A 24650-nucleotide genomic window follows, 5' to 3' on the forward strand; every position below is an offset into this window, starting at 1 on the left:
CCGACACCCTTCGGCCACGCAGCGGCTGGCGAATAAATGCCTAGCCCTCGCCCTCGAACAGGGTTCGCTCCCGCCGGAACAGATCGAGCAGCGCATCGGCGACCAGGCGAAAGCGGGCGTCGGCACGGGCATCGGCGCGCGTGAGCAGCCACAATTCGCGGGCCGGCGGGCGGTGCGGCATCTCGAGAACCGTGAGGCCCGGATGGCCGGCGGCGAGGAAATGCGGCAGCAGCGCGATGCCGCACCCCGCCGCAGCCGCCTGCGCCTGCCCCGCCTGGCTGTTGGTGCGAAAGGAGAATCGCGCGCGCGGATATTGCCGCGCGAGCCAGAGCGCCTCCGGCAGCGTGCCCGCCGCCTCGTCGAAGCCGACGAAATGGGGCGCCTCCCCCCGCTGGATGCGGGCGTGCCACGCCTGCGTCGCATAGAAAGCGAGCCCGACGCCGCAGGCCCGGCGCGCCAGAAGGTCGCCATCCAATGGGCGGGCGAGGCGCAGCGCGATGTCGGCTTCGTGGCGTTGGAGGCTCACCGAGCGCCGGTTGGCGATCAGCTCGAGATCGAGCGCCGGATGCTGGGCCTGGAGCGCCGCGAGATGCGGCAGCAGGAACACCTCCGCAAGGCTCGCCGTCGCCGTCACGCGCACCCGCCCGGCATAGGCGTCGTGCGGCGCTTGCTCCAGCAGGGCCAGGGCCGCCCGCTCCATCGCCATCGCAACATCGAGCGCGCGGCGGCCCGGTTCGGTCAGATCGTAGCCGTTGGCATTGCGCACCAGCAGCGGCGCGCCGATGGCCGCTTCCAACCCGGCGACATTGCGCGAAACCGTGCTGTGATTGACCCCCAGCACGCGCGCCGCCGCCGAAAGGCTGCCGTGCCGCGCGAGGGCGGCGAACACGCGAAGCTGGTCCCAATCGAGATCTGTGCGAAAATGAGCGGCCATTGCGCAGTTTTCGGGAATTTTCGCGCAGATGGCCAGCGCCTAATGCTAGCCGCGAACCGGGCGCCCGCCGGTGCCCCATCGGAGAGCCGATCCCATGCCTTCACCCGCCCCCATCCGCCTCACGCTCGTCGGCGGCCCGACGCTGTTGATCGAGATCGCCGGCCTGCGCCTGCTCACCGACCCCACCTTCGACGTGCCGGGCGATTATGCCTCCGGCACCATCACGCTGCACAAGCTCACCGGCCCGGCGATCCCGGTGGAGGAAATTGGCGCCATCGACGCCGTGCTGCTCAGCCACGACCAGCATTCGGACAATCTCGATCGCGCAGGCCGCGCCTTCCTGCCCAAGGCGGGCGCGACCTTCACCACGCGTATCGGCGCGGAACGGCTCGGCCTCGGCGAGGGGTTGGCCCCCTGGGACACGCGCGAGCTGAAGACGCCGGACGGCGGGCGCCTGTTCGTGACCGCGGTCCCCGCACGCCACGGCCCTCCCGGCATCGAGCCCATCGCTGGCGAGGTGATCGGCTTCGCCCTGGGAATCGATGCGCCGGGAGATGCGCTCTACATCTCCGGCGATACGGTCTGGTATGAGGGCGTTGCGGAAATCGCGAAGCGCTTCTCCCCGCGCATCGCCGTGCTCTTCACCGGCGCCGCCAAGCCGCGCGGCGCGTTCCATCTGACCATGGATGCCAACGATGCGCTGGAAGCGGCGCATGCCTTCTCCGGCGCGCGCATCGTCGCCGTGCATAACGAGGGCTGGGGCCATTTCAGCGAGGCGGAGGACGAACTGGCCCACGCCTTCACGGCGCTCGGCCTCGGCGACCGGCTCGCCCGGCTGCAAAAAGGCGAGCCGCTGTCGCTCTAGGGCCGGGGGCGCACCGCACGCCGCCGAAGAGGCGAACCGGATTCATCTTCGGAAAACGTTCGCCCGAAATGACGGTTTTGTCCGCCGAAAAGGCGCGGAGAACAGCCGCGAAACCGCTGTTCGTCCGCGCTAACTCATTGTTTCACGTGAAACATTTTCAAAGAACCGCTGGGCCGGAGCGGCTCAGCGGCACAATTCACTGTCGGCCGGCAGCGGGGTGAGCTGCCAGAAGCTTTCACGCCGCGGCTTCAGCCAGGGCGACCACCATTTGGCATAGATGTCGATGGCCGTGCCTTCCATGCGCGCCGGCGCATAGACGCCGAAGCCGTTGGCGACGCCGGTCACCTGCCCGCAGCCCGTGGAGGGGCGCGCCGGCGGGCGATAGCCGTATTCGCGCACGATCACGACCCGCGCTTCCGGCACGGCGGCGCGGATGCGGCCGGCGGACATGCGGTCCGCGGCGATCAGGGTCGGCGCCGATCCCAATTGCGCCAGCACCACCGGCCGCAGCTTGGCCAGCGGCTCGGCGGAGACGCAGCGCCCGCACAGGCGCGGATCGGGATAGACGGTGACTGCGATGCGCACCGCCATCACCCCGATGGCGAGCGCCGCCACGATGCCGAGATAGAGCTTCACCCGCCGCTGCCAGCCGCCCAGGCGCTCCAGCTCGGCGAAGACATAGACCGGCGCCAGCAGGAAGAAGACGTGGAAATAGCGGTCGCGCAGGCTGGTGGAGCCGGCCGCCAGGACGCCGATCAGCGTCCCCACGGTGCCGATGATGATCATGGACCGCAGCAGGTGGCGGATCGCCGCGCGCTCCTGGGTGCTCGCCCGCCCACCCTCGCCCCGGTTCAGCGGCAGGAAGATCAAGGCGACGATGCCGATCAGCGGCAGCAGATAGCCGATCCAGGCGCCGGCGAAGACGTCCAGGACATCCGACCATTTGGACTTCGCATTGGGCGCGATCACGTCGGCGGTGGCGAAGACCACGTCCTGCTTCATCACCACCAGAACGATGGAAAACAGGATGATCGGCACCGCCGCGACGCCAAGCGTGATGGCGATGCGCCGGTCGAGCCACACCCGGCGGAAGCTTGGCTCCAGCAGGCAGGAGACCAGGATTGCGACAAAGAAGGCGACATAGCCGAACTTGCTGAGCACGCCCAGCGCGATCCAGCCGCCCAGCCCCGCATACAGCCAGCGCGACGGCGCCGCCCGCAGCGCGATGAGCGTCACCATCGTTCCGGCGATGGCAACGATCATGGCGTTCGAGTGCGTCAGGATGCGGTGGCTGTGATAGCCGATCACCCACAGCGCCGAGAGCGAGAACACGGAGAGCGCCTGCAGGCGCGGATCGGCAATCGCCCGCACGGCGACGCGATAGACGAGCATGGCGCAGGCGAAAAGCAGGCTGTAGCGCAGAATCGCGAAGCTCAGCGCGCCGGGCCCGGTGATCTTCTGGATGCCGAACAGCAGCCAGTCGAACACCGGCGGATTGCGGGCCACATAGCTGATCTCGAACGACTGGACGAGATAGCTTTCGATCGCGTCATCCACATTGATGGCGCTTTCGAACAAGACGGCGATCAGGGCGTGCAGAATCGCCCAGAGCCCGACGATCAGCGCGATGCCGCTGGGCCTCGCCCACCAGGGCGCCGACTCCACCGGATCATAGGGGCCAATTCGGGAAGGCGTGTTGGCGGGGCGGCCGGCACTCGGGTCCGCCGAAACTGTCGCGGACACAGGGGCACTCCGCAGTCGGATCAGGGCCTTTTCTATACGCGGCGATCCGGCCCATGACCATGGCGCCGACCTTCCCTAACGCATTTGCGCGCGCCGCTGTAGCGAGAATGTTACAGGGTGGGCAGCACGGCGAACCGCCCCCAGCCGCCACTGGCCGCGAGCGCGGTGTCGGCGGCCTCGTACAGCCGCAGCGCATCCACCCGCGCCCCGGCGGGACCGGAGCCACACGCCTGCACCATTTCATCGACGGCGGCATCGTCCGCGCCGGCCAGCACCGCCTCGACACTGCCGTTCGCGCGATTGCGCACCCAGCCCGAAAGGCCGCGCGCCTCGGCACCATGGGCGCACCAGGCGCGATAGCCGACCCCCTGCACACGCCCCTCGATGATGAGATGCACCACCTTCACGGCGTTCTCCTGCGGGGAATCCCGGGGGTGGCGGACGGGGTCACTTGTCGCATGGCCGGCTGGCCTTGAGGGGCTCGAACTGGTCCATCTGCCCGCGCAGGACGAAGTCGTTATAGTCGATCTTCAGCGCGCCGATGACGCCATTGTCGTAGAGCGAGAAGCTCATGACATATTCCGGTGTCTGGTCCGACCCGCCCGGCTCGAAATAGCTGACGCTGGTCTGATAATAGGTGTGCCCGGCGAGCGCGGCCTTCGCCGCCTCGGGAAGGTTCGGCTCGTCCTTGGAGGGATGGCCGATCACCGCCAGGGTGTCGAACACCTTCACCCCGTCGTCCGAACCATCGAACACGCGCGCCTCAAGCACCGTCTCGCCCGCCTTCGCGGCGGCGATGACCTTCTGCACATGCTCGGTGGGCAGCAGGATCTTCCCCGTCAGCTCCACGGTTGCCTTGCGCGGCTTGGTGATCGCGACGCTGAGGCCGGTGTCGGTGCGGTTGGCGGTGGCGTCGACATCCGACTTCACCTCGTCCTGCTGGCGGCTCAATGTCTTGAAGCGATAGGTGGCGGCGGCGCCGTCCTCCCAGCTGGTGGAAAGCATCTCGCTGTTCACGGGAGCGCCCTCGCCGGTGTCGAGCCGGTTGGTCTGGCGCAGCTTCACCGTATAGCCCTCGCAGGCGTCGCCCCGCATCTCGTAATCGATGCGCCCGTCGGCGCCCTCCAGCTTTTGCGAAGATTTGGAGCCATCCAGCGAGAGCACATAGCTCGTGCGGTGAGCCAGGAGCGGATCGGCATGCGCAAGACCAAGGGGGACGGCCGCCAGCCCTGCGGTCAGGGCGAGCTTTGCGAACATCCGCGAGCGATCCACCATACCTGTCTCCTCATATCGTCCGGACGGCTTGCGCCCCGCCCCTGCTTCGGCGAAGAAGGCGCACATTTACGCGCAAGGTGTGGCAGGAGACGAGAATGTCGCAAACCATCGAGCAGAAACTGGCGGATCTGGGAATCACGCTTCCCACTCCCACCGCCCCGCTCGCCAATTATGTGCCCGTCGTGCGCACCGGCAACCTCCTGTTCGTGTCCGGCCAGGTCTCCATCGACGGCGCCGGAAAGATCACCACCGGAAAGCTTGGTGGCGGCGTGGAAATCGAGACCGGCCGCGCGGCCGCCCGCCAGTGCGCCATCAACATCCTCGCCCAGGTGAAGGCTGCCGTCGGCGATCTGGAAAAGGTCGTGCGGGTGGTGAAGCTGGTCGGCTTCGTGAACTCCACGCCCGACTTCGTGGATCAACCCAAAGTGATGAACGGCTGTTCCGACCTTCTGGTGGAAGTGCTCGGCGACAAGGGCCGCCACGCGCGCTCGGCGGTCGGCATTGCCGCCCTGCCGTTCGACGCGGCGGTCGAGGTCGAGGCCGTGGTCGAAGTGGCCTGATCGCACGTCGATGGGCGACCTGTCCTGGCTGATCCAAAGACCCGTCGCCCATCGCGGCCTGCATGATGCGTCATGCGGGGTGATCGAGAATTCGCCGAGCGCGGTGGAAGCCGCCATCGCCGGCGGCTTCTCCGTCGAGGTGGATATTCAATTGGCCCGCGACGGCGAGGCCATGGTTTTCCATGACTTTGCACTGGACCGCCTGACGCAGGGGTCCGGCTTGCTCGCGGAACAGCCGAGCGAGACCTTGATGCAGGTCCGCTTTCGCGCCACCGACGATCGCATGATGAGCCTGCCGGAGCTTCTGGCACGGGTCGACGGGCGGGCACCGCTCCTGATCGAGATCAAGAGCGCGTTCAGCGGCGACGTGCGGCTGGCGCTGCGCGCGGTGACCCTTCTGTCGGCATATCGCGGACCGGCGGCACTGATGTCATTCGATCCCGAGATGATCGCGGCGGTGCGGGACGCGGCGCCGGACATCACCCGTGGCATCGTCGCCGAACGGCGCTACGACCATCCGGAATGGAAAGATCTTTCGGCGGGCACGAAGCACGTGATGCGCAACCTTCTGCATTGGCCGAAGACCCGATTCCAATTCATCGCCTATCGGGTGGGCGACCTGCCCGCGCCGGCGACGCGCGTGGCCCATGCGCTCGGCTTTCCCATCCTGGCGTGGACGGTGCGGCGACAGGCGGACCGGGAGGCGGCGAAGAAGTTCGCCGACCAGATGATTTTCGAGGGTTTCCGTCCCTGACGCGAAATGCCCTGCCCCGCCTTCGCATCCTGTGATGCGTCGCTGGTGTCGCCGGGGTAAGAGGTTAGTCCAGCAAGGAACGGGCACCGGCCGGCTTCCGGCTGGCGACGCTCCTGCACTTCGGAGGATCGCCCGTGTCGACGCTGCGTTCAGCCCTGTCCGTCGCCTCGCTGTCCCTTGCGTGCGCCCTTGCGCCGGTCTGCGCCGGGCCGGCGCGCGCCAACGATTCTTCGGCGGAACTTTCGGCCGGCGGCCTCGTCTTCGTGCGCAACCTGGATGTGGAGATGCGCTCGGAAGACCTGTTCATCTCCACCGGTGAGGTGCGGGTGCGCTATGTGTTCCACAATGCCGCCGACAAACCGGTCTCCGGCCTCATCGCCTTTCCCATGCCCGATATCACCGCGAGCGAGGCGAATATTTCGATCCCCACCGAGGACCCTGTGAATATCCTCGACTTCAAGACCCGCGTGAACGGCACGCCGGTGCGCACCGATGTGGAGCAGAAGGTGTTCGTGCTCGGCATCGACCGCACCGCCATGCTTCTGGAGCAGAAGGTGCCGCTCGCCCCGCATCTGCAATCCACCCGCCAGGTGCTGGATGCGCTGCCGCGGCCGCTCTGGGACGAATGGGCGAAGATCGGCCTTGCCCGCGTGGATACGTACGATGTCGGCCAGGGCATGAAGGACCATCTGGAGCCGCAATGGACCCTCAAGACCACCTTCTACTGGATGCAGACCTTCCCACCGAAGGCCGACACGATCATCGAGCATTCCTATAAGCCGAGCGTCGGCGCCTCGGTCGGCACCAACCTTGCCATGGCGGTGGGCGACAACGTCTATCTCCAGCGCGAGCAGCGCATGTATGAGCAGAAATTCTGCATGGACCGCGCCTTCCTCGCCACCGTCCAGGCCGCGGTCAAGAAGGCGAAGACGGGCATCGCCTTCTCCGAGGAACGCATCGGCTACATTCTCACCACCGGGGCCAATTGGTCCGGCCCGATCGGTAAGTTCAAGCTCACCGTCGACAAGGGCGCGCCGAACAATCTCGTCAGCTTCTGCGGCACCGGGGTCAAAAAGACCGGTCCCACCACGTTCGAGATGAACGCGACCGATTTTTACCCAACGGAAGACCTCTCGATTTTGATCCTGAAGCCCAACCCCACCCCTTGATTGCACCGCACCATGCCGCCAAGTTGAGCGCATGGGCGATATTGCATGACTGAGGCCCGCGTTCGCGTCCTCTCCGCCTTATCGGAGATCAGCGCCGCCGATTGGGATGCCTGCGCGGCCGGGGAAGCCGCGCGGCCGGAGCCATTCGTCTCCCACGCCTTCCTCCGGGCGCTGGAAGAATCGGGCTGTGTCGGCGCGCGCACCGGCTGGCTGCCCCAGCACCTTTTGCTCGAGGGGCCGGACGGCGGCGCGGCCGGAGTCGTGCCGGCCTATCTCAAGTCCCATTCGCGCGGCGAGTATGTATTCGACCAAGGCTGGGCTGACGCCTATGAGCAGGCGGGCGGACGCTATTACCCCAAGCTCCAGGTGAGCGTGCCGTTCTCGCCCGTCACCGGACGGCGCCTGCTGACCCGGCCGGGACCGGACGCCGCCGGCAATGCGGATCTCCTGGGCGCGGGCCTCGTTCAACTGGCGCGCCTGCACAAGACCTCCTCGGTCCACGTCACGTTTGCCACGCAGGCGGAATGGGAAAGGCTGGCCGCGCTCGGCTTTCTGCAGCGCACGGACCAGCAATTCCATTGGAGCAATGCGGGCTATGCCAGCTACGAGGAGTTCCTGGAGGCCCTGGCCTCCCGCAAGCGCAAGGCGCTGCGGCGCGAACGGCGCGAGGCGCTTTCGAGCGGCATCGAGATTGAATGGCTGAGCGGCGGCGACCTGACCGAAGCCGCCTGGGACGCCTTCTTCGCCTTCTACATGGACACCGGCTCGCGCAAATGGGGCCGGCCCTATCTCAACCGCGCCTTCTTTTCCCTGTTGGGCGAGCGGCTGTCCGATCAGGTGCTGCTGGTGATGGCGAAGCGGGAGGGGCGCTATGTGGCCGGCGCGCTGAACATGATCGGCGCGAACACCCTCTACGGTCGCTATTGGGGGGCGATCGAGGAACACCCCTTCCTGCATTTCGAGGTCTGCTACCATCAGGCGGTGGACTATGCGATCGCGCACAAGCTCAAGGTGGTCGAAGCCGGCGCGCAGGGTGAGCACAAGCTGGCGCGCGGCTATCTGCCGACCCCGACCTATTCCGCCCATTGGATCGCCGATTCCAGCCTGCGGCGCGGCGTCGCGCATTATCTGGAGCGCGAACGCGCCCATGTGGCCCAGGTGGGCGAGGACCTCACGGAGCTTGGCCCGTTCCGTCGCGGCGGACCTCCGGAAGCCGATTAGCGGCATTCCTGCCGCGCCCGTCGTAAAAGACTGACGGAATTGAGCAAGGGGGCATAACGCTGATTGCGGCACGCGGGGTAGGCTCGCTATAACTCCCGGCCTGCGGTGGGGGAAGGTGATGACTTATTGTTGCGGTGTGCTGGTGCGGGACGGTCTGGTGATGATCGCGGACACGCGCACCAACGCCGGTCTCGACAACATCTCGACCTTCCGAAAGCTGCATGTGTTCGAGGAACCCGGCCATCACGTCATGGCCATCGCCTCGGCCGGAAATCTCTCCGTCTCGCAATCGGTGCTCAGCCTGCTGCACGAAGGCGTCGAGGACCATGAGGCAGGCGAGCGCCAGCAATTGCGCGACGCCAGAACCATGTTCCAGGCCGCCCAATTGGTGGGCCGCGCCATCCGGCAGGTCCACACGGTGGACGGCAATGCGCTGGAACAGAGCAATGTCAGCTTCGACGTCTCTTTCCTTCTGGGTGGCCAGATCATCGGCGGGCCGCTGCGCCTGTTCATGATCTATTCGGCCGGCAATTTCATCGAGTGCACCACCGACACGCCGTTCCTTCAGATCGGCGAGCACAAATACGGCAAGCCGGTTCTCGACCGCGCCGTGACCTTCGACATGGAAATCGCCGACGCATTGAAGACCAGCCTGATCTCCATGGATTCCACCATGCGCTCGAACCTCGGCGTCGGCCTGCCGATCGACGTGCTGGTGCTATGTCCCGATACGCTGGAATCCGAGCTGAGCTATCGCATCGAGCCGGGCGAGCCCTATTTCCACGACCTGCGGGAGCGCTGGTCGGCGGCGCTGCGTTCGGCACACACCTCCATTCCCCGTCCGCCCTACCTCAAGCATGGGCGCCGGGCAGAAGGCGGCCAGGGCTGACGCTGCCCTCCGCCTTCAAGCGCATCTCCCAAGGCGGAACCTAAAAACAAAAACGCCGGCATCGCTGCCGGCGTTTTCTTCATCTCTGCAGGACGTTCAGGCCGCGGCGGGCTGGAGCTTGGCGGAGACGATCTTGTCGGGATCCTTCACCGGCTCGCCGCGCTTGATCTTGTCCACATTCTCCATGCCGGAGATCACCTGCCCCCACACCGTATACTGGCGGTCCAGGAAGCCGGCATCGCCGAAGCAGATGAAGAACTGGCTGTCGCCCGAATCCGGGTTCTGGGCACGCGCCATGGAGACCGTGCCGCGCTTGTGCGGCTCGGCGTTGAACTCCGCCTTCAGCTTCTTGCCGGACCCGCCCATGCCGGTGCCGGTGGGATCGCCGGTCTGCGCCATGAAGCCGTCGATGACACGGTGGAACGGCACGCCGTTATAAAAGCCTTCCGCCACCAGTTCCTTGATGCGCGCAACATGGCCGGGGGCCAGATCGGGACGCAGCGCAATGACCACCTCGCCCTTGGTGGTTTCGAGAACGATAACCTCGTCGGCCATGGCCAGTCTCCTTGGTTGGTCGATGGTGTCGCGGCGTTTTGCTGCCGCGCTCTACAGAGCGGTTCCGCGAAAAATGCGCCAGATCACTTGGCGTCGGCGGCCACCTGCATCTTGATGATCTTGTCCGGGTTCGCGACCGTGCCGTTCTGGCTCGACGAACCCTTCTTGATCTTGTCCACGAATTCCATGCCCGACACCACCTTGCCGACCACCGTGTACTGGCCGTTCAGGGAAGGGGTGGAATCGAAATTGATGAAGAATTGCGAATTGGCGCTGTCCGGGGAGGACGAGCGGGCCATGCCCACCGTGCCGCGCTCGAACGGAACGTTGGAGAATTCCGCCGGCAGGTTGGGATATTTCGAGCCGCCGGTGCCGTTGCCATACTGGCCGTCGCCGGTCTGCGCCATGAAGCCGTCGATGACGCGATGGAAGGGCACGCCGTTATAGAAGCCCTCGCGGGCCAGCAGCTTGAGGCGCTCCACGTGCTTGGGCGCGATGTCCGGGCGCAGCGCGATCACCACGCGGCCGTAGGTGGTGTCGAGATAGAGCGTGTTCTGGGGGTCGATCTTGCTCTGCGCGGCGGCGGGCAGAACGAACATCAGCGCGACGGCAAGGCCGGCCAGGACGCGGCCGAGAAAGCGGGGCATGGGTTTCTCCTTGGAACCGATCAGCTGTTGGACATCAGCGTTTGGGAAACTTCCCGTGCAGCCGCGCGAGCACCGCCGGCGGCACGAAGGCGGAGACATCGCCGCCCATGGACGCGATCTGCCGCACCAAGGTGGCGGTGATGGGGCGCACCCGGGGGGACGCCGGCAGGAACACGGTCTGGATATCCGGCGCAAGCGTGCCGTTCATGCCCGCCATCTGCATTTCATAATCGAGGTCGGTGCCGTCGCGCAGCCCGCGGATTAGCAGCCCGGCGCCGGTTTCCTGCGCCACGCTGACCACCAGCTTGTCAAACGTGACGACCTCCAAGGTCGCCCCTTCCTCTGCGGCCACCGGTCCGCACACCTCGCGCAGCATGTCGAGCCGCTCGGCCGGCGTGAACAGCGGCGTCTTGCCGGGATGGATGCCGACCGCAAGGACCAGCCGGTCGGCGAGGCGGCACGCGGAGCGCACCACATCGAGATGCCCGTTGGTGGGCGGATCGAACGAACCGGCATAAATGGCGGCGCGGGCGGTGTGGGCTTGCTGGGCGCTCATGGGGCGCAAGCGTTATCGCGCCCCGCGTCCACGCGCAATGGGGCGGCGCCGCGCGGCACCGCCCCTTGGGGTCACAGCGCAGGCATCCTCACAGATGGATGCCACCCGACACCTCGATGCGCTGGCCGTTCACCCAGCGATTCTCTTCCGCCAGGAAGGTCGCGATCATGGGGCCGATATCGTCGGCCACGCCGACGCGGCCGAGCGCCGTCTCGCCGGCGATGATCGCGTTGACCTGCGCACTGTCGCGCACCAACCCACCGCCGAAATCGGTCTCGATGGCACCGGGAGCGATGGTGTTGACGCGAATGCCGCGCGGCCCCAGCTCCTTCGCCATGTAGCGGGTGAGCACCTCGATGCCGCCCTTCATGGCTGCATAGGCGGCAAAGCCCGGCATGGTGAAGCGGGCAAGTCCGCTGGACAAATTAATGATGCGCCCCCCGTCGGCCATCAGCGGCAGCAGGGCCTGGGAGAGAAAGAAGGTGCCCTTCAGGTGGATGTTCGCCAGCTGGTCGAACATCTCTTCCGTGGTCTCCATGAAGGCGGCATGGATGCCGATGCCCGCGTTATTGACGAGGACGTCGAACCGTTCGCGGCCGAACGTCTCCTTGAGCGCCGCCTGCACGGTCCCTGCGAAGACCGGGAAGGTGGCCGAGCGCCCCGTATCGAGCTGGAGGGCAAGGCCGGTACGGCCCAGCGCCGCGATCTCGGCGCGCACTGCCTCGGCCTCCTCGGCGCGGGAATGATAGGTGAAGATCACATCCATGCCTCGGCGCGCCAGGGCCAGCACGGTGCTGCGCCCGAGGCCCCGGCTGCCGCCGGTGACGAGAGCGATGGAAGGGAAAGAAGCGGGGGTCTGGGTCATGACACGGTCTCCATCAGCGATGGGAGACTTGTAGAGCCCGGCCTTCCACGCTTCTTGCCGGATGCTGCCGAAGGCTTGCCCATTTCTCCAAACCCACTTCTCCCCTGCCGCCAATCGATTATGCTTTCCCCTGCCCGGCTTCGCGTGACGCGGCGCCGCGCCATGCCGTCCCACCGGCCAGGAAGAAACCGCCATGACCGAGGATCTGCGCGCCGCAGCCACACGCCACACCGCGGGACTGCAAGCGCCCGAGGGCCTGCTTCTGGCGGAGGCCGGAGGCATCGGCTTTGCTTGCGCCCGCACGCCCACGCCTTATGTGCATGCCCTCTACCGGCCGCTGCTTTGCCTGGTTCTCCAAGGGGCGAAGGACGTAACCTCCGGAATGCAAACCTGGTCGTTCAAGGCGGGGGAGACGCTGATCGTGGGCACGGACCTCGCCGTCTCCGGACGGGTGCGGCAGGCGAGCCCCGCGGCACCCTATCTTGCGGTAGCCCTCAACATCGACCTGCAGCTGCTACGGGAGTTGATGAGCGAGATCGCAGCGGCGCCCCCGCCGCAGTCCGCGGCCCGGGTGGCGGTTGCTGAGACGCAGGTCGCGGTGCAGGACTGCGTCGCCCGGCTGGTGCGGCTCGTGGACACGCCCGACGCGCTGGCGGTGCTGCGCCCGTCCATCCTGCGCGAACTGCATTATTGGCTGTTGCGCGGCCCCCACGGCCCCATGCTGCGGCAACTCAGCCTGCCGGACAGCCATGCGGCGCGGATCTCCCGGGCTGTGGCCCTGCTGCGCGCGGACTATGCCCACCCGCTCCCGGTGGGGCGGCTCGCCGAGGCCGCGGGCATGAGCGTCTCGTCCTTCCACGCGCATTTCAAGGCGGTGACGTCCCTCTCACCGCTCCAGTTCCAGAAGCGGCTACGCCTTGTGGAGGCGCGGCGGCGGTTGCATGGGGAAGGGGTGGCCATTTCCGAGGCGGCGTTCGACGTGGGCTATGAGAGCGTGTCCCACTTCACCCGCGACTATGCCCGCCTATTCGGCGCCCCGCCGCGCCGGGACCTGGAGGCCCTCTCCCTCAGCGACGGCCCGCCGCCAGCAGGATCGCGGCTCCCCCCGCCAGGATCACGGCAGACACCCGGTCCGCCATCGCCGTAAAGCGGCCGGAGAGCGCCGTGCGGGCGCGATCGGCGGCGATGGCCCACAGCATGTCGCCCACCAAGGCGATCGCCGCGAAGATGGCGGCGAGCAAGGCGATCTGGGGCACGGGATCTGAAGGATTGGTGACGAATTGCGGCAGGAAGGCTGCATGGAAGAGCAGCGTCTTTGGATTGGCGAAGGCGACCGCGAGGCCGCGCGCGAAAGCGGCCCGGCCCGATGGCGCCGTTTCCTGCTTTGCTTTCCCGGCCTGCCGCCACTGACGCACCGCGAGCCAGATCAGATAGATGGCACCGGCATAGCGCACGAGGTCGAAATGCCGGGCGAAGGTCTCCACCAGCCAGGAAAGCCCGGCGGCCACCACCGCAAGCTGAAGCACCAGGCCCACATTCACCCCGGCCGCAGCCAGCATCCCGGCCCGGCGCCCATGCTTGAGCGCGGTGCCGACGATCAGGGCGACATTCGGGCCCGGCGTGGCGCCGAGCGCGATACAGGCGAGCACGAACAGGGCCAGATTTTCGGCCGAGATGAGCCCGGGGCCGGGCATCAGGCCTCGCCGTCGTCCACGGGGCCGGTGTCATCCGCCGGGCCGGTGTCTTCACCCGGCTCGGCGGAGAGGCCGTTCGCCTCCTCGTCCTCGCTGATGTGCTCCACCGAAACGACATGCTCGTCATCGGCCGTGTTGAACACGATGACGCCCTGGCTGGAGCGGCCGACGATGCGGATGCCTTCCACCGGGCAGCGGATCAGCTGGCCGCCATTGGTCACCAGCATGATCTGGTCCGGATCCTTCACCGGGAAGGACGCGACGAGCTTGCCGTTGCGTTCGTTCACCGCCATGGCGACGATGCCTTTGCCGCCGCGGCCGGTCACGCGATACTCGTAGGACGAGGTCCGCTTGCCGTAGCCGTTCTCGGACAGGGTCAGGATGAACTGCTCCAGCGCCGCCATCTGAATGCGCTTGGCTTCGTCCAGGGCGCCTTCGCTCTGTGCGCCCTCGGCCACCCCCTCTTCGGCATCGGCCTCGATCGCTGCCGGCTCCTCGGCTGCTGTGCCGGTGGCGCCACCCAGCGCGCGCCGTTCGGCATTGGCCATGCGCAGATAGGTGGCCCGTTGCTCCGGCGTCGCGTCCGAATGGAAGATGATCGCCATGGAGATGACCCGGTCCTCTCCCTCCAGCCGAATGCCGCGCACGCCCACCGAATCGCGGCCCTTGAACACGCGCACATCGGTCACCGGGAAGCGGATGCAGGCGCCGTTTGCAGTGGTGAGCAGCACGTCGTCCTGCTCCGTGCAGAGCTGGACCGAGGCGATGGACTCGCCCTCCTCCAGCTTCATGGCGATCTTGCCGTTGCGGTTCACCTGGCTGAAATCCGCCAGCTCATTGCGCCGCACCGTGCCGCCGGTGGTGGCGAACATGATCTGCCAGCGGCCGTGCTCATCGCTCTCCTCGGGCAAAGGCACGATGGAGGTGATCCGCTCGTCCGGGTCCAGCGGCAGGATGTTGATGAGCGCCTTGCCGCGCGCCTGAGGCGCCGCCGCCGGCAGGCGCCACACCTTGAGCTTGTAGACCTGCCCCTTGGAGGAGAAGAACAGCACCGGGGCATGGGTGGAGGCGACGAACAGGCGGGTGACGAAATCCTCGTCCCGCGTCTGCATGGCCGACCGCCCCTTCCCGCCGCGCCGCTGGGCGCGATAGGTGGAGAGCGGAACGCGTTTCACATAGCCGGCGTGTGAAACGGTGACGACCATCTCCTCGCGCTGGATCAGATCCTCGTCGTCGAGGTCCCCGAAGCCCTCGACGATCTCGGTGCGACGCGGGGTGCCGAACTCGGCCTTGATGGCATTCAGCTCGTCGCGAACGATTTGCTGAACACGCGCGCGACTTGCGAGAATTTCGAGGTAATCCGCAATTTCGATGGCGAGCTTGTTGAGTTCGTCCGCGACCTCGTCGCGCCCCAGGGCGGTGAGGCGTTGCAGGCGCAGATCGAGGATAGCGCGCGCCTGCTCGAACGAGAGCCGATAGGTCCCATCCGCCGCAAGGGTATGGCGCGGATCGGCGATAAGCTCGATCAGCGGCGCCATATCTTTAGCCGGCCAATCACGACCCATCAGGGCCTCGCGGGCACTTGCGGGATCGGGCGCCGCTCGAATTAAGCGAATAACTTCATCGATGTTGGCGACGGCGATGGCGAGGCCGACCAGCACGTGGGCGCGATCCCGCGCCTTGCGCAAGAGGAACTTTGTGCGCCGGCTTACAACCTCTTCCCGGAATGCGATGAAGGCCGTGAGCATGTCATGCAGGGTCATCACCGCCGGGCGCCCGCCGGACAGCGCGACCATGTTGACACCGAACGAAGTCTGCAGCGGCGTCATGCGGTAAAGGTTGTTCAATACCACATCAGCTTGGGAATCGCGTTTGATCTCAATATAAACACGCATGCCCTCGCGATCGGATTCGTCGCGAATTTCGGCGATGCCTTCCAGGCGCTTCTCCCGCACCAGCTCGGCGATCTTCTCGATCATCGTCGCCTTGTTCACCTGATAGGGAATCTCGGTGATGATGATCGCTTCGCGGTCCTTGCGGACGGTCTCGATGGAGACCTTCGCCCGCATCATGATGGAGCCGCGCCCCGTCAAATAGGCTTGGCGAATGCCCGAACGGCCAAGAATGAGGGCGCCGGTGGGGAAGTCCGGGCCGGGCACGACATCCAGCAACGCCTCCGGGGGCATCAGAGGATCGTCGATCAGCGCGAGCGCAGCATCGATGACCTCGCCGAGATTATGCGGCGGGATGTTCGTTGCCATGCCGACGGCGATGCCGCCTGCGCCGTTCACCAACAGATTGGGGAACTTCGCCGGAAGAACGGAGGGCTCTCTCTCGCTGTTGTCGTAGTTTTCCTGATAGTCGACGGTGTCTTTGTCGAGATCGTCCAGCAGCGCGTTGGCGACCTTCTCCAGGCGCACCTCGGTGTAACGCATGGCCGCAGGCGGATCGCCATCCACGGAGCCGAAATTGCCTTGGCCATCGACCAGGGGCAGTCGCATCGAGAAGCGCTGCGCCATGCGCACCAGGGCGTCGTAGACCGACTGGTCGCCGTGGGGATGGTATTTACCGATGACGTCGCCGACCACACGCGCGGACTTGCGATAGGACTTATTCCACTCGTAGCCGTTCTCATGCATCGAGAACAGGATGCGCCGGTGCACCGGTTTGAGCCCGTCGCGCACATCCGGCAGGGCCCGCGCGACGATCACGCTCATGGCGTAGTCGAGATAGGAGCGGGATAATTCTTCGGTGATGGATACGGGCCGGATGTCGGAAGGCAAATCGCCTCCCTGTCGCGGCGTCTCGTTGTCAGCCAAAAGACGGGTCTCTCATGATGAGCCTATAAGCTCTGTCTTTTAGCCGATTCATGGGCATCACGCCAGCAAAAGACCGTCAGCGCAGGGATAAATATCTTCGATATTACAACGCCTTACGCCGGCGCATTCAAGTTCTTCGCGGCGACGCACCCTCATATACCGTCCGCACACCTCAAAAAGGCGCAGGAACGCCAGCTGGCGCCGCGCCTCTTTGATCCGCGAGCGGGCGACTCAAACCCTTGAAAACCCGCTCACACGCGCCCGGGCTCCATCAGAATGGGATTTCGTCGTCCATGTCATCGGAGGGGCGGCCTCCGCCAGAACCCGAGCCGCCACCGCCGCCGCCACCGGACCGACGGCCGCCACCGGCCCCGCCGCCATAGCTGCCACCACCACCGAAGGAGCTACCGCCGCCCATGGGGCTGGAGGAGCCGAAATCAGAGCCGCCGCCATATTCTTCGCCACCACCCTCGCTGGAGCCGCCTCCACGGCCATCCAGAAGGGTGAGCTCACCGCGATAAGGGCGCAAAACCACTTCGGTGGTATATTGCTCGCGGCCGTCCTTTTCATATTTGCGGGTCTCGAGCTGGCCCTCGATATAGACTTTGGAGCCCTTCTTGACGAAGCGCTCCACAACACCCACCAGATTTTCGTTGAGCACCGAAATGCGGTGCCATTCGGTGCGCTCCTTGCGCTCACCGGAGGCCTTGTCGCGCCACGTCTCGGAGGTGGCGATGGAAAAACTCGCCACGCGACCGCCGTTCTGGAACGAACGGATCTCCGGGTCGCGACCCAGATTGCCGATCAGGATCACCTTATTGACGCTGCCGGCCATCGCCCGCTCCCTGTCTCATGTGCCGGGGGAAGCCGGCTCAACCGAAGCTGCACCCTAGCGCCCCCCTTCCGTGATGCGAGGGGCACCCGCGCCTTTTCCACCAAAAGGTCCGCAAGGCTGGCGCTTGCCCGCAAATGTTCTTGATCTGTTCTAGCAATCACGCACATTAGGCGCAAGACGAGTCTTTCCTCCGCCAGTTCCTTTTTTCGGTTTTGGCACCTATGTTCGGCTTACGTTCTCTACCGCAGCGCACACGGCGTCCTAAATTAAGCAAGGCGACGGGCCGCGAGGCGCCGCGCTCCGTGTGCCGGATGTCTTTCTTCGCCCGCACCGTCTGCCCATCATAAGCCCGAGCCCCATGACTGATCGCGCGCCACCTCCCCGCACGTCCCTTTCCGATCGCCGCGACGCCCGCCTTTTGTCCGTGCGCGGCGCGCGGGAGCACAATCTGAAGAATGTGGACCTTGATATCCCACGTGACAGCCTGGTGGTGTTCACGGGCCTCTCGGGTTCGGGCAAGTCCTCCCTCGCATTCGACACCATCTATGCGGAGGGCCAGCGGCGCTATGTGGAGAGCCTTTCGGCCTATGCCCGCCAATTCCTGGAGATGATGCAGAAGCCGGACGTGGACCAGATCGACGGTCTTTCGCCCGCCATCTCCATCGAGCAGAAGACCACCTCGAAGAACCCGCGCTCCACCGTCGGCACGGTAACGGAGATCTACGATTATATGCGCCTGCTCTGGGCGCGCGTGGGCATTCCCTATTCCCCCGCCACCGGCCTGCCGATCGAGAGCCAGACCGTGTCTCAGATGGTGGACCGCGTTCTGGCCCTGCCCGAAGGCTCCCGGCTTTATCTGCTGGCGCCGGTCGTGCGGGGACGCAAGGGCGAATATCGCAAGGAATTGGCGGAATTCCTGAAGAAGGGCTTCCAGCGCGTGAAGCTCGACGGCACCTTCCACGAGATCGCCGAAGCGCCGGCGCTCGACAAGAAGTTCAAGCACGACATCGATGTGGTGGTCGACCGCCTCGTGGTGCGCGCGGATATCGCGACCCGGCTCGCCGACAGCTTCGAGACCGCCCTTGGTCTTGCCGACGGCATCGCCATCGTGGAATTCGCCGACGAGAAGGATGCGGACGGCGCGCCGAAGCGCATTATGTTCTCGGAGAAGTTCGCCTGCCCGGTCTCGGGCTTCACGATTTCCGAGATCGAGCCGCGGCTGTTCTCCTTCAACAATCCGTTCGGCGCTTGTCCGGCCTGCGACGGGCTGGGCGTGGAACAGACCATCGATCCCGACCTCGTGGTGCCGGACAAGAGCCGCACCCTGAAGCAGGGCGCCATCGCGCCTTGGGCGAAATCCACCTCGCCTTATTACGGGCAGACGCTGGATGCGCTCGCCAAGCACTACAAGTTCAAGCTCACGGTGCCGTTCGCCGACCTGCCGGAGAAGGCACGCGACGTGATCCTCTACGGGTCGGGCGACGAGCAGATCGCCTTCGCCTATGACGACGGCCTGCGCGCCTACGAGACCCACAAGACGTTCGAAGGCATCGTGCGCAATCTCGACCGGCGCTGGAAGGAAACCGAAAGCGATTGGGCGCGGGAGGAAATTTCGAAGTATTTCTCCACCGTCCCCTGCGCGGTCTGCCACGGCTATCGCCTCAAGCCCGAGGCGCTGGCGGTGAAGGTGGGCGGCATGCACGCGGGTGAGGCCGGCGCACTTTCTGTGCGAGCTGCGAGCGCCTGGTTCGAGGCGCTGCCTTCGCTTTTGACGGCGAAGCAGAATGAGATCGCGGTGCGGATCTTGAAGGAGATCCGCGACCGGCTGCGCTTCCTGATGGATGTGGGGCTGGAATATCTCACCCTCGCGCGCTCCTCCGGCACGCTTTCCGGCGGCGAGAGCCAGCGCATCCGCCTCGCGTCCCAGATCGGATCCGGTCTTTCCGGTGTGCTCTATGTGCTGGACGAGCCATCCATCGGCCTGCACCAGCGCGACAACGCACGACTGCTTGAGACGCTGAAGCGCCTGCGCGAGCTGGGCAATACGGTCATCGTGGTCGAGCACGACGAGGACGCGATCCTTGCCGCCGATTATGTGGTCGATGTCGGCCCGGGTGCCGGCGTCCACGGCGGGCGCATCGTCTCCCAGGGCACGCCGGCCGAGGTGATGGCCGACCCCAATTCGCTGACGGGGCAATATCTCACCGGTGCATTGTCGGTGGGCGTGCCGACGCGGCGCCAGCCCAATCCCCGCAAGATGCTCGCGGTCAGCGGTGCGCGCGGCAACAATCTGAAGAACGTGCGAGCGGAAATCCCGCTCGGCCTGTTCACCTGCGTCACCGGCGTGTCGGGCGGCGGCAAATCCACCTTGCTCATCGACACCCTATACAAGGCTGTGGCGCGGAGGCTGAACAATGCCAGTGAGGCGCCGGCGCCGTTCGACAAGCTGGAAGGCCTGGAGCACCTCGACAAGGTCATAGACATCGACCAGTCACCCATCGGCCGCACGCCGCGCTCGAACCCGGCGACCTATACCGGCGCCTTCACGCCCATGCGCGAATGGTTCTCCGGCCTGCCGGAGGCCAAAGCGCGCGGCTACGGGCCGGGCCGCTTCTCGTTCAATGTGAAGGGGGGGCGCTGCGAGGCCTGCCAGGGCGACGGTGTCATCAAGATCGAGATGCACTTCCTGCCCGATGTCTACGTCACCTGCGATGTCTGCAAGGGCAAGCGCTACAATCGCGAGACTCTGGAAGTGACCTTCAAGGAGAAGTCCATCGCCGACGTGCTGGATATGACGGTGGATGAGGGCGCCGATTTCTTCAAGGCGGTGCCCAGCGTGCGCGAGAAGCTGGAAACCCTTTCGCGCGTCGGGCTCGGCTATATCAAGGTCGGGCAGCAGGCGAATACGCTCTCTGGCGGCGAGGCGCAGCGGGTGAAGCTAGCCAAGGAATTGTCCAAGCGCGCCACCGGTCGCACGCTCTACATCCTGGACGAGCCCACCACAGGCCTGCATTTCCATGATGTCGCGAAGCTTCTGGAAGTGCTCCACGAACTGGTCGAGCAGGGCAATACCGTGACGGTGATTGAGCACAATCTGGAGGTCATCAAGACCGCAGATTGGGTGATCGACATCGGTCCCGAGGGCGGCGACGGCGGCGGGGAGATCGTGGCCGTGGGTCCGCCGGAGGAGATCGCGCGTTCGAAACGGTCCCACACCGGCTCCTTTCTCGCAGAGGTGTTGGCCCGTCGCCCCACGAAATCAAAGCTGCCGGTGCTGCCGCCGAAGGCCAAGCGTGCCCGCAAGCAGGCGGCGGAATAGCCGCGGGCCCCTATTCAAAGCATCGCCGGTGGCGAAGCGGCCCCCGGCGATGATGCGGTGCAACGCCGCTGGCACCTGGGTGTCGCTCCCTGGGGCTCTTCCGGGAGAAGCGCGCGATTGGCTCCGACGGCGGCGGGCGCCTGCAAGCCTTTGATTTGAGCACCTTGCAGCCGCAGTCCTGCCGTAAAAGTTATCAGCTGGTATAAATTATATGCGATTGCCGCAATGCTGCGTTGCGGCAACATGCATTGGCTATGGCTCCGAACAGGCTTATCTCTGCTTCAACGATGCGGGGCGCGAAAGCCACCCGCCTGAAGGAGAGAAATCATGTTGCTTTGGGGTCTTCTTGCCCGCCAGGTTCGCCGTTGGCAGGCTTACAATCGCACGGTTGCCGAACTGTCCCAGCTCGATGACCGCGCTCTCGGCGACATCAACGTCAGCCGTTCCGAAATCCGGTCGATCGCCCGTCAGGCAGCCCTCGCCGCCTGATTGGCATACGGGCCGCCGACTGGCGGCGCGTGAGATGAAAAATATCCTGGCCCCGACGGCGCCGGTGCTTGCACCGGGCCGCGAGGCTGGTACCGGGAGTGCGGTCGATGACCCTCCCAAATGGCGCTTTCGCCACTTTCTGCTTTTCCCTTTAAATTCCTGCTCCAGATGCCTGCCCCCGCGTTGATGCGCGCGGCGGCACACGCGCTTTGACGCTGGGGAAGAATTGCAGACCTTAGCCTTTGCAATTGCTGCGTAAAATTTCGCGCGAAGGCCTAGTCTTTTTCCGCGCGGAGGTTCTATAGTCCCGCCCAAGCGTGTGCTTGGGGGCTTCGCTATGGCGTCGGTGTGGGAATCGAGTTCTCGGCTTGCCTATGTTTTGGCCGCCGGTGTGGGCCTATCGTCCGGGGGGACTGCTGCGCTCGCGCAAACCCCTTCATGGAATCTGTATCAGCAATACAGCGATTCCTATTTCATCCCCTTTGCCCAGCCCCATGCGGATTCCGGCTTCGTGGGGACTCAGCCCAGCTATGATTCTCCGAAGGCCGGCATCTTCGTCTCCGCCGCCATCGGCGATAGCGCCCCGCTGGTGTTTCAGCTGGACACGGGCTCGCAGGGCATGGTGGTGCCCCAGTATCTGATCCCGAACTTCCAGCAATCCCCCAATCAGCAGAAGATCCTTTATTCTTCCAGCGGCAATTACTCGATCGGCACCTGGACCACGGTTCAGGTGCGATTCCCCGGCAGCCATGATGCCAACGGCAATGAAGCCGTGGCGACGATACCGGTGCTGGTGGAATCGGCCTCCTACACGGTGGTGGACGGAAAATCGGTGAAAACCGATTGCTCCGTGCCCGGCGCGGCCTGCACCACATTGATGGGTGTGGGCTACGGTCGCCCCGATTCCGGCTGGGGGCCGGATTATCTGCCCTCGCTCGTCAATAATCCGCTCTTGCATCTCGCCGGAATGGACGAGGGCACGGTGCGCGCGGGCTATGTGATCACCCCGCAGGGAATTCAGGCCGGCCTGACCGCACAGAATGCCGGCTCCGGCTTTTCCTATGTGAAGCTCGTGCAGGATACCCCGCCGGGTCAGGCGGGCGTGAACTGGCAGACCGCGCCGGGAACGGTGGTGGTGGACGGCACGAAGGTCACCAAGGTCGACAGCGTGCTGATGGATACCGGCATTTCCTATCTGTGGTCTGACCTTGGCAAGAAGGCCGCGGACAATTCCGTCGCATGCCCCGGCAATGCCGATTTCTCCTGCGCGCCCAAGGGCACCGAAGTGACCGTCTACATCGGCGGCAACACGAATGTCGGCTATTCCTATAAGGTCGATGGCGACGACAACAATACAGCTGCTCCCTGGTACTCCCGGATCAACGAGAGCGACCTCGCCAATACCGGCATCCACCCCTTCTCGCAGTTCGAATATATGTTCGACGCCGTGGGCGGCTATGAAGGGCTCAAAGCCATCAATCCGGATACTGCGGGAGTCTATTTCTCGCCCTACTTGTCGACGATGGGCACATTTGCCTTGCCTGGCGGATTCTCCACCAACCTGCCGGTCTATGTCCGCGGCGATACCGAGATGTCGGCTGGGGGCGTAGCGACCTTGCTCAGCTCCATCAGCGGCCCGGGCGCCTTGGCCTTTACCGGAACCGGATTCATTTCTGTGCTGGGAGAGGTGACCCTGCCGGCCGGTATCACGGTGAACAGCGGCACGGTCGCCTTCTCCAATACGGTCACCGCCTCCCTCTCCATCGCCCAGGGCGCATCGGTGCTGGATGCGGCCAATATCGTCGGCAACGTCGCGAATGCCGGCACGTTGATTCATGACGGCACCATCTTCGGAAATCTGACCAACAGCGGCTTCGTGGGCGGAAACGGCACCGTGAACGGCACGCTGGTGAACGCGGGCGTCCTCAGCCCCGGTCATTCCATCGGCACGCTGGTGGTGAACGGCGATCTCGCCTTTTCCCAACAAGCTAGCTATCGCGCCGAGATCGGGGCGAGCAGCAGCGATCTCATCGCCGTCAGCGGTACTGCCACACTGAACGGCGCTCAGCTCGACCTGGTGCCGGTCGCCGGCTATGTGCCGACCCTCGGGCAAAGCTTCACCGTGCTGACCGCCACCGGCGGAATCACCGGCAATTTTACAGTCAACGCGAGTGCGTTCGGCACGGCGGCGGCGCTCTATCCCTTCCTCACGCCGAACGTCGATGCGGCGGGCACCCAGGCCACCGTGAGCATGGCGCGCAGCGCTGTGCCCTTCTCGGTCTTCGCGACCACGGCGAACACATGGGCGGTCGCGACGGCGGCCGATACGCTTGCGCCCGGCGCGCCGCTCACCTCGGTGCTGGCGAGCCTTCAGTCTACTACGGCGCCGGCTGCCTACGCCTCTCTATCCGGCGAGGTCTATGCCTCGGTGCAGAGCGTCCTCATGATGCAATCCGCCTATGTGCGCGACGCCGTGGGCGCGCGCTTGCGTCAGGCCGCCGCGCCCGGCCTTGCGGCCGCAGGCGCGCCTCGCACCATCGAGGTGGACCCGCAAGGCACCGCGTTGTGGGGCCAGGGCTACGGCGGCTGGGGGAATTTCTCAGCCGCCCCGGGTACAAGCTCTGTCAGCGATTCCATTGGCGGGTTCCTGATGGGTCTTGACGGTACGCTGTCCGATTGGCGTATCGGCGTTGCCGCCGGCTTCGGCCAGTCGAGCTTCAATTTGGGAAATTCCACTTCCAACGGCACAAGCGACAATTACGATTTCGCCCTCTATGCCGGCCGCACCTTCCCCATGGCAGGCCCCGGGGCGCTCGCTGTGCGGTTGGGCGCCGCTTATTCCTGGCACGACATTTCCGTTGATCGCACGGTAGTGCTGCCGGGGTTCGTGCAGGCTTATAGCCCCGGCTATGCCGGACAGACCGGCCAGGTGTTCGGCGAACTGGGCTATCAGATGCAGGGCATGGCCGGGAACCTGCCTGTCAGCTTCGAGCCGTTCGCGGGCCTCACCTATGCCAACCTTTCAACCGACAGCTTCTCCGAGGGGCTGGGGGCTGCGGCGCTCACGGCCAAATCCGGCACGTTCGACACGCTGAGCACAAGCCTCGGCGTGCGCGCCGCAATGGTGCTTCCGGCACCCGGTCTTGCGCCCATGACGCTTTCGGGCACGCTCGGATGGCAGCATGCCTATGGCGATCTCGCGCCAACCGCGACCCTTGCATTCTCCTCCGGCTCCCTGCCGTTCACCGTCTCCGGCGCTCCGCTCGCGCGCGACGCCCTGCTGGTGGGCGCGGGGCTTTCCGCCAAGATGGGAGAGAGCATGGCGTTCGGCATCTTCTATTCCGGCCAGCTTGCATCGGACGTGAGCGAGAATGCCGTGAAGGGCAGCCTGACCTGGACGTTCTGACACGGACCTCTGACCCGGGACAATCTGCCCGCAGACCTTGAAGCGGCGGCCGTGA

Annotated in this window: 21 protein-coding genes; 10 read left to right on the forward strand and 11 right to left on the reverse strand. The window is 65.5% G+C overall.

All coding sequences use genetic code 11. The annotated features are described in order from the left end of the window. Positions 1–40: 40 nt before the first annotated feature. On the reverse strand, positions 41–934 hold the full coding sequence (locus V5F68_RS10190) for a LysR family transcriptional regulator (RefSeq protein WP_394012427.1): 894 nt from the start codon (positions 932–934) through the stop codon (positions 41–43). 94 nt (positions 935–1028) lie between these two features. Here V5F68_RS10190 and V5F68_RS10195 point away from each other — a divergent pair, with 94 nt between their 5' ends. After that, complete coding sequence (locus V5F68_RS10195; RefSeq protein ID WP_394012428.1) at positions 1029–1799, forward strand: MBL fold metallo-hydrolase; 771 nt, start codon at positions 1029–1031, stop codon at positions 1797–1799. A gap of 183 nt (positions 1800–1982) precedes the next feature. On the opposite strand, the gene V5F68_RS10200 is transcribed toward V5F68_RS10195, so the two are convergent. The 3 genes from V5F68_RS10200 to V5F68_RS10210 all read right to left on the reverse strand — a co-directional run bounded on the left by V5F68_RS10200 (position 1983) and on the right by V5F68_RS10210 (position 4817). Beyond that, positions 1983–3542 (reverse strand): ArnT family glycosyltransferase, encoded by a 1560-nt coding sequence (locus V5F68_RS10200; protein ID WP_394012429.1) that lies wholly within the window; start codon positions 3540–3542, stop codon positions 1983–1985. Between the two features lie 110 nt (positions 3543–3652). Then, complete coding sequence (locus V5F68_RS10205) at positions 3653–3949, reverse strand: acylphosphatase (RefSeq protein WP_394012430.1); 297 nt, start codon at positions 3947–3949, stop codon at positions 3653–3655. Positions 3950–3989: 40 nt separating this feature from the next. Continuing rightward, positions 3990–4817 (reverse strand): cell envelope integrity EipB family protein, encoded by an 828-nt coding sequence (locus V5F68_RS10210; protein WP_394012431.1) that lies wholly within the window; start codon positions 4815–4817, stop codon positions 3990–3992. A 95-nt stretch (positions 4818–4912) separates the two neighbouring features. Here V5F68_RS10210 and V5F68_RS10215 point away from each other — a divergent pair, with 95 nt between their 5' ends. The 5 genes from V5F68_RS10215 to V5F68_RS10235 all read left to right on the forward strand — a co-directional run bounded on the left by V5F68_RS10215 (position 4913) and on the right by V5F68_RS10235 (position 9410). Continuing rightward, positions 4913–5377 carry a RidA family protein gene (locus tag V5F68_RS10215; RefSeq protein WP_394012432.1) on the forward strand — a complete coding sequence of 155 codons (465 nt, stop codon included), beginning with the start codon at positions 4913–4915 and terminating at the stop codon, positions 5375–5377. A 10-nt stretch (positions 5378–5387) separates the two neighbouring features. Further along, on the forward strand, positions 5388–6131 hold the full coding sequence (locus V5F68_RS10220) for a glycerophosphodiester phosphodiesterase family protein (RefSeq protein ID WP_394012433.1): 744 nt from the start codon (positions 5388–5390) through the stop codon (positions 6129–6131). Positions 6132–6265: 134 nt separating this feature from the next. Beyond that, on the forward strand, positions 6266–7300 hold the full coding sequence (locus V5F68_RS10225; RefSeq protein WP_394012434.1) for a DUF4424 domain-containing protein: 1035 nt from the start codon (positions 6266–6268) through the stop codon (positions 7298–7300). Positions 7301–7345: 45 nt separating this feature from the next. After that, positions 7346–8521 (forward strand): GNAT family N-acetyltransferase, encoded by a 1176-nt coding sequence (locus V5F68_RS10230; RefSeq protein WP_394012435.1) that lies wholly within the window; start codon positions 7346–7348, stop codon positions 8519–8521. Positions 8522–8639: 118 nt separating this feature from the next. Then, a complete protein-coding gene (locus V5F68_RS10235) occupies positions 8640–9410 on the forward strand; it encodes a proteasome-type protease (protein WP_348845189.1) in 771 nt (256 codons plus the stop codon). 96 nt (positions 9411–9506) lie between these two features. On the opposite strand, the gene V5F68_RS10240 is transcribed toward V5F68_RS10235, so the two are convergent. From V5F68_RS10240 to V5F68_RS10255, 4 genes are all read right to left on the reverse strand, one after another. After that, the gene (locus V5F68_RS10240; protein WP_394012436.1) at positions 9507–9965 is read right to left on the reverse strand and encodes a peptidylprolyl isomerase; all 459 of its coding nucleotides are present in this window, start codon (positions 9963–9965) and stop codon (positions 9507–9509) included. An 83-nt stretch (positions 9966–10048) separates the two neighbouring features. After that, complete coding sequence (locus tag V5F68_RS10245) at positions 10049–10612, reverse strand: peptidylprolyl isomerase (RefSeq protein WP_394012437.1); 564 nt, start codon at positions 10610–10612, stop codon at positions 10049–10051. A 34-nt stretch (positions 10613–10646) separates the two neighbouring features. Then, positions 10647–11168: a pantetheine-phosphate adenylyltransferase gene (coaD, locus tag V5F68_RS10250; protein ID WP_394012438.1), complete on the reverse strand. Its 522-nt coding sequence runs from the start codon at positions 11166–11168 to the stop codon at positions 10647–10649. Positions 11169–11256: 88 nt separating this feature from the next. After that, on the reverse strand, positions 11257–12033 hold the full coding sequence (locus tag V5F68_RS10255) for an SDR family NAD(P)-dependent oxidoreductase (protein WP_394012439.1): 777 nt from the start codon (positions 12031–12033) through the stop codon (positions 11257–11259). 193 nt (positions 12034–12226) lie between these two features. On the opposite strand from V5F68_RS10255, the gene V5F68_RS10260 reads away from it, so the two are divergent. After that, positions 12227–13180 (forward strand): AraC family transcriptional regulator, encoded by a 954-nt coding sequence (locus V5F68_RS10260; RefSeq protein WP_394012440.1) that lies wholly within the window; start codon positions 12227–12229, stop codon positions 13178–13180. On the opposite strand, the gene V5F68_RS10265 is transcribed toward V5F68_RS10260, so the two are convergent. The 3 genes from V5F68_RS10265 to ssb all read right to left on the reverse strand — a co-directional run bounded on the left by V5F68_RS10265 (position 13101) and on the right by ssb (position 17381). After that, positions 13101–13727 carry a LysE family translocator gene (locus V5F68_RS10265; RefSeq protein WP_394012441.1) on the reverse strand — a complete coding sequence of 209 codons (627 nt, stop codon included), beginning with the start codon at positions 13725–13727 and terminating at the stop codon, positions 13101–13103. The genes V5F68_RS10260 and V5F68_RS10265 overlap by 80 nt on opposite strands. Then, the gene (gene gyrA / locus V5F68_RS10270; RefSeq protein WP_394012442.1) at positions 13727–16546 is read right to left on the reverse strand and encodes a DNA gyrase subunit A; all 2820 of its coding nucleotides are present in this window, start codon (positions 16544–16546) and stop codon (positions 13727–13729) included. Before gyrA ends, V5F68_RS10265 begins: the two co-directional genes overlap by 1 nt. Before the next feature lie 271 nt (positions 16547–16817). After that, positions 16818–17381 carry a single-stranded DNA-binding protein gene (gene ssb, locus V5F68_RS10275; RefSeq protein WP_394012443.1) on the reverse strand — a complete coding sequence of 188 codons (564 nt, stop codon included), beginning with the start codon at positions 17379–17381 and terminating at the stop codon, positions 16818–16820. Positions 17382–17739: 358 nt separating this feature from the next. Between ssb and uvrA the strand changes: the two genes are divergently transcribed. The 3 genes from uvrA to V5F68_RS10290 all read left to right on the forward strand — a co-directional run bounded on the left by uvrA (position 17740) and on the right by V5F68_RS10290 (position 24595). Next, positions 17740–20700 carry an excinuclease ABC subunit UvrA gene (gene uvrA, locus V5F68_RS10280; RefSeq protein ID WP_394012444.1) on the forward strand — a complete coding sequence of 987 codons (2961 nt, stop codon included), beginning with the start codon at positions 17740–17742 and terminating at the stop codon, positions 20698–20700. Between the two features lie 327 nt (positions 20701–21027). Then, complete coding sequence (locus tag V5F68_RS10285) at positions 21028–21189, forward strand: DUF1127 domain-containing protein (protein ID WP_348845180.1); 162 nt, start codon at positions 21028–21030, stop codon at positions 21187–21189. A 511-nt stretch (positions 21190–21700) separates the two neighbouring features. Next, entirely contained in the window at positions 21701–24595 is a 2895-nt protein-coding gene (locus tag V5F68_RS10290; protein WP_394012445.1) for an autotransporter family protein, read from the forward strand. The last annotated feature ends 55 nt before the right edge of the window (positions 24596–24650 follow it).

The organism is Roseixanthobacter pseudopolyaromaticivorans (assembly GCF_043195145.2).
In the GTDB taxonomy this organism is placed as follows: Bacteria; Pseudomonadota; Alphaproteobacteria; order Rhizobiales; family Xanthobacteraceae; genus NCEH01.

What these genes read in the sequence shown, in the direction of transcription:
- V5F68_RS10255 (WP_394012439.1), bottom strand. Translation starts at nt 12,033, where the DNA reads ATGACCCAGACCCCCGCTTCTTTCCCTTCCATCGCTCTCGTCACCGGC.
- V5F68_RS10235 (WP_348845189.1), top strand. Translation starts at nt 8,640, where the DNA reads ATGACTTATTGTTGCGGTGTGCTGGTGCGGGACGGTCTGGTGATGATC.
- ssb (WP_394012443.1), bottom strand. Translation starts at nt 17,381, where the DNA reads ATGGCCGGCAGCGTCAATAAGGTGATCCTGATCGGCAATCTGGGTCGC.
- V5F68_RS10240 (WP_394012436.1), bottom strand. Translation starts at nt 9,965, where the DNA reads ATGGCCGACGAGGTTATCGTTCTCGAAACCACCAAGGGCGAGGTGGTC.
- V5F68_RS10265 (WP_394012441.1), bottom strand. Translation starts at nt 13,727, where the DNA reads ATGCCCGGCCCCGGGCTCATCTCGGCCGAAAATCTGGCCCTGTTCGTG.
- coaD (WP_394012438.1), bottom strand. Translation starts at nt 11,168, where the DNA reads ATGAGCGCCCAGCAAGCCCACACCGCCCGCGCCGCCATTTATGCCGGT.
- V5F68_RS10210 (WP_394012431.1), bottom strand. Translation starts at nt 4,817, where the DNA reads ATGGTGGATCGCTCGCGGATGTTCGCAAAGCTCGCCCTGACCGCAGGG.
- uvrA (WP_394012444.1), top strand. Translation starts at nt 17,740, where the DNA reads ATGACTGATCGCGCGCCACCTCCCCGCACGTCCCTTTCCGATCGCCGC.
- V5F68_RS10195 (WP_394012428.1), top strand. Translation starts at nt 1,029, where the DNA reads ATGCCTTCACCCGCCCCCATCCGCCTCACGCTCGTCGGCGGCCCGACG.
- V5F68_RS10245 (WP_394012437.1), bottom strand. Translation starts at nt 10,612, where the DNA reads ATGCCCCGCTTTCTCGGCCGCGTCCTGGCCGGCCTTGCCGTCGCGCTG.
- V5F68_RS10220 (WP_394012433.1), top strand. Translation starts at nt 5,388, where the DNA reads ATGGGCGACCTGTCCTGGCTGATCCAAAGACCCGTCGCCCATCGCGGC.
- V5F68_RS10260 (WP_394012440.1), top strand. Translation starts at nt 12,227, where the DNA reads ATGACCGAGGATCTGCGCGCCGCAGCCACACGCCACACCGCGGGACTG.
- V5F68_RS10190 (WP_394012427.1), bottom strand. Translation starts at nt 934, where the DNA reads ATGGCCGCTCATTTTCGCACAGATCTCGATTGGGACCAGCTTCGCGTG.
- V5F68_RS10230 (WP_394012435.1), top strand. Translation starts at nt 7,346, where the DNA reads ATGACTGAGGCCCGCGTTCGCGTCCTCTCCGCCTTATCGGAGATCAGC.
- V5F68_RS10285 (WP_348845180.1), top strand. Translation starts at nt 21,028, where the DNA reads ATGTTGCTTTGGGGTCTTCTTGCCCGCCAGGTTCGCCGTTGGCAGGCT.
- V5F68_RS10215 (WP_394012432.1), top strand. Translation starts at nt 4,913, where the DNA reads ATGTCGCAAACCATCGAGCAGAAACTGGCGGATCTGGGAATCACGCTT.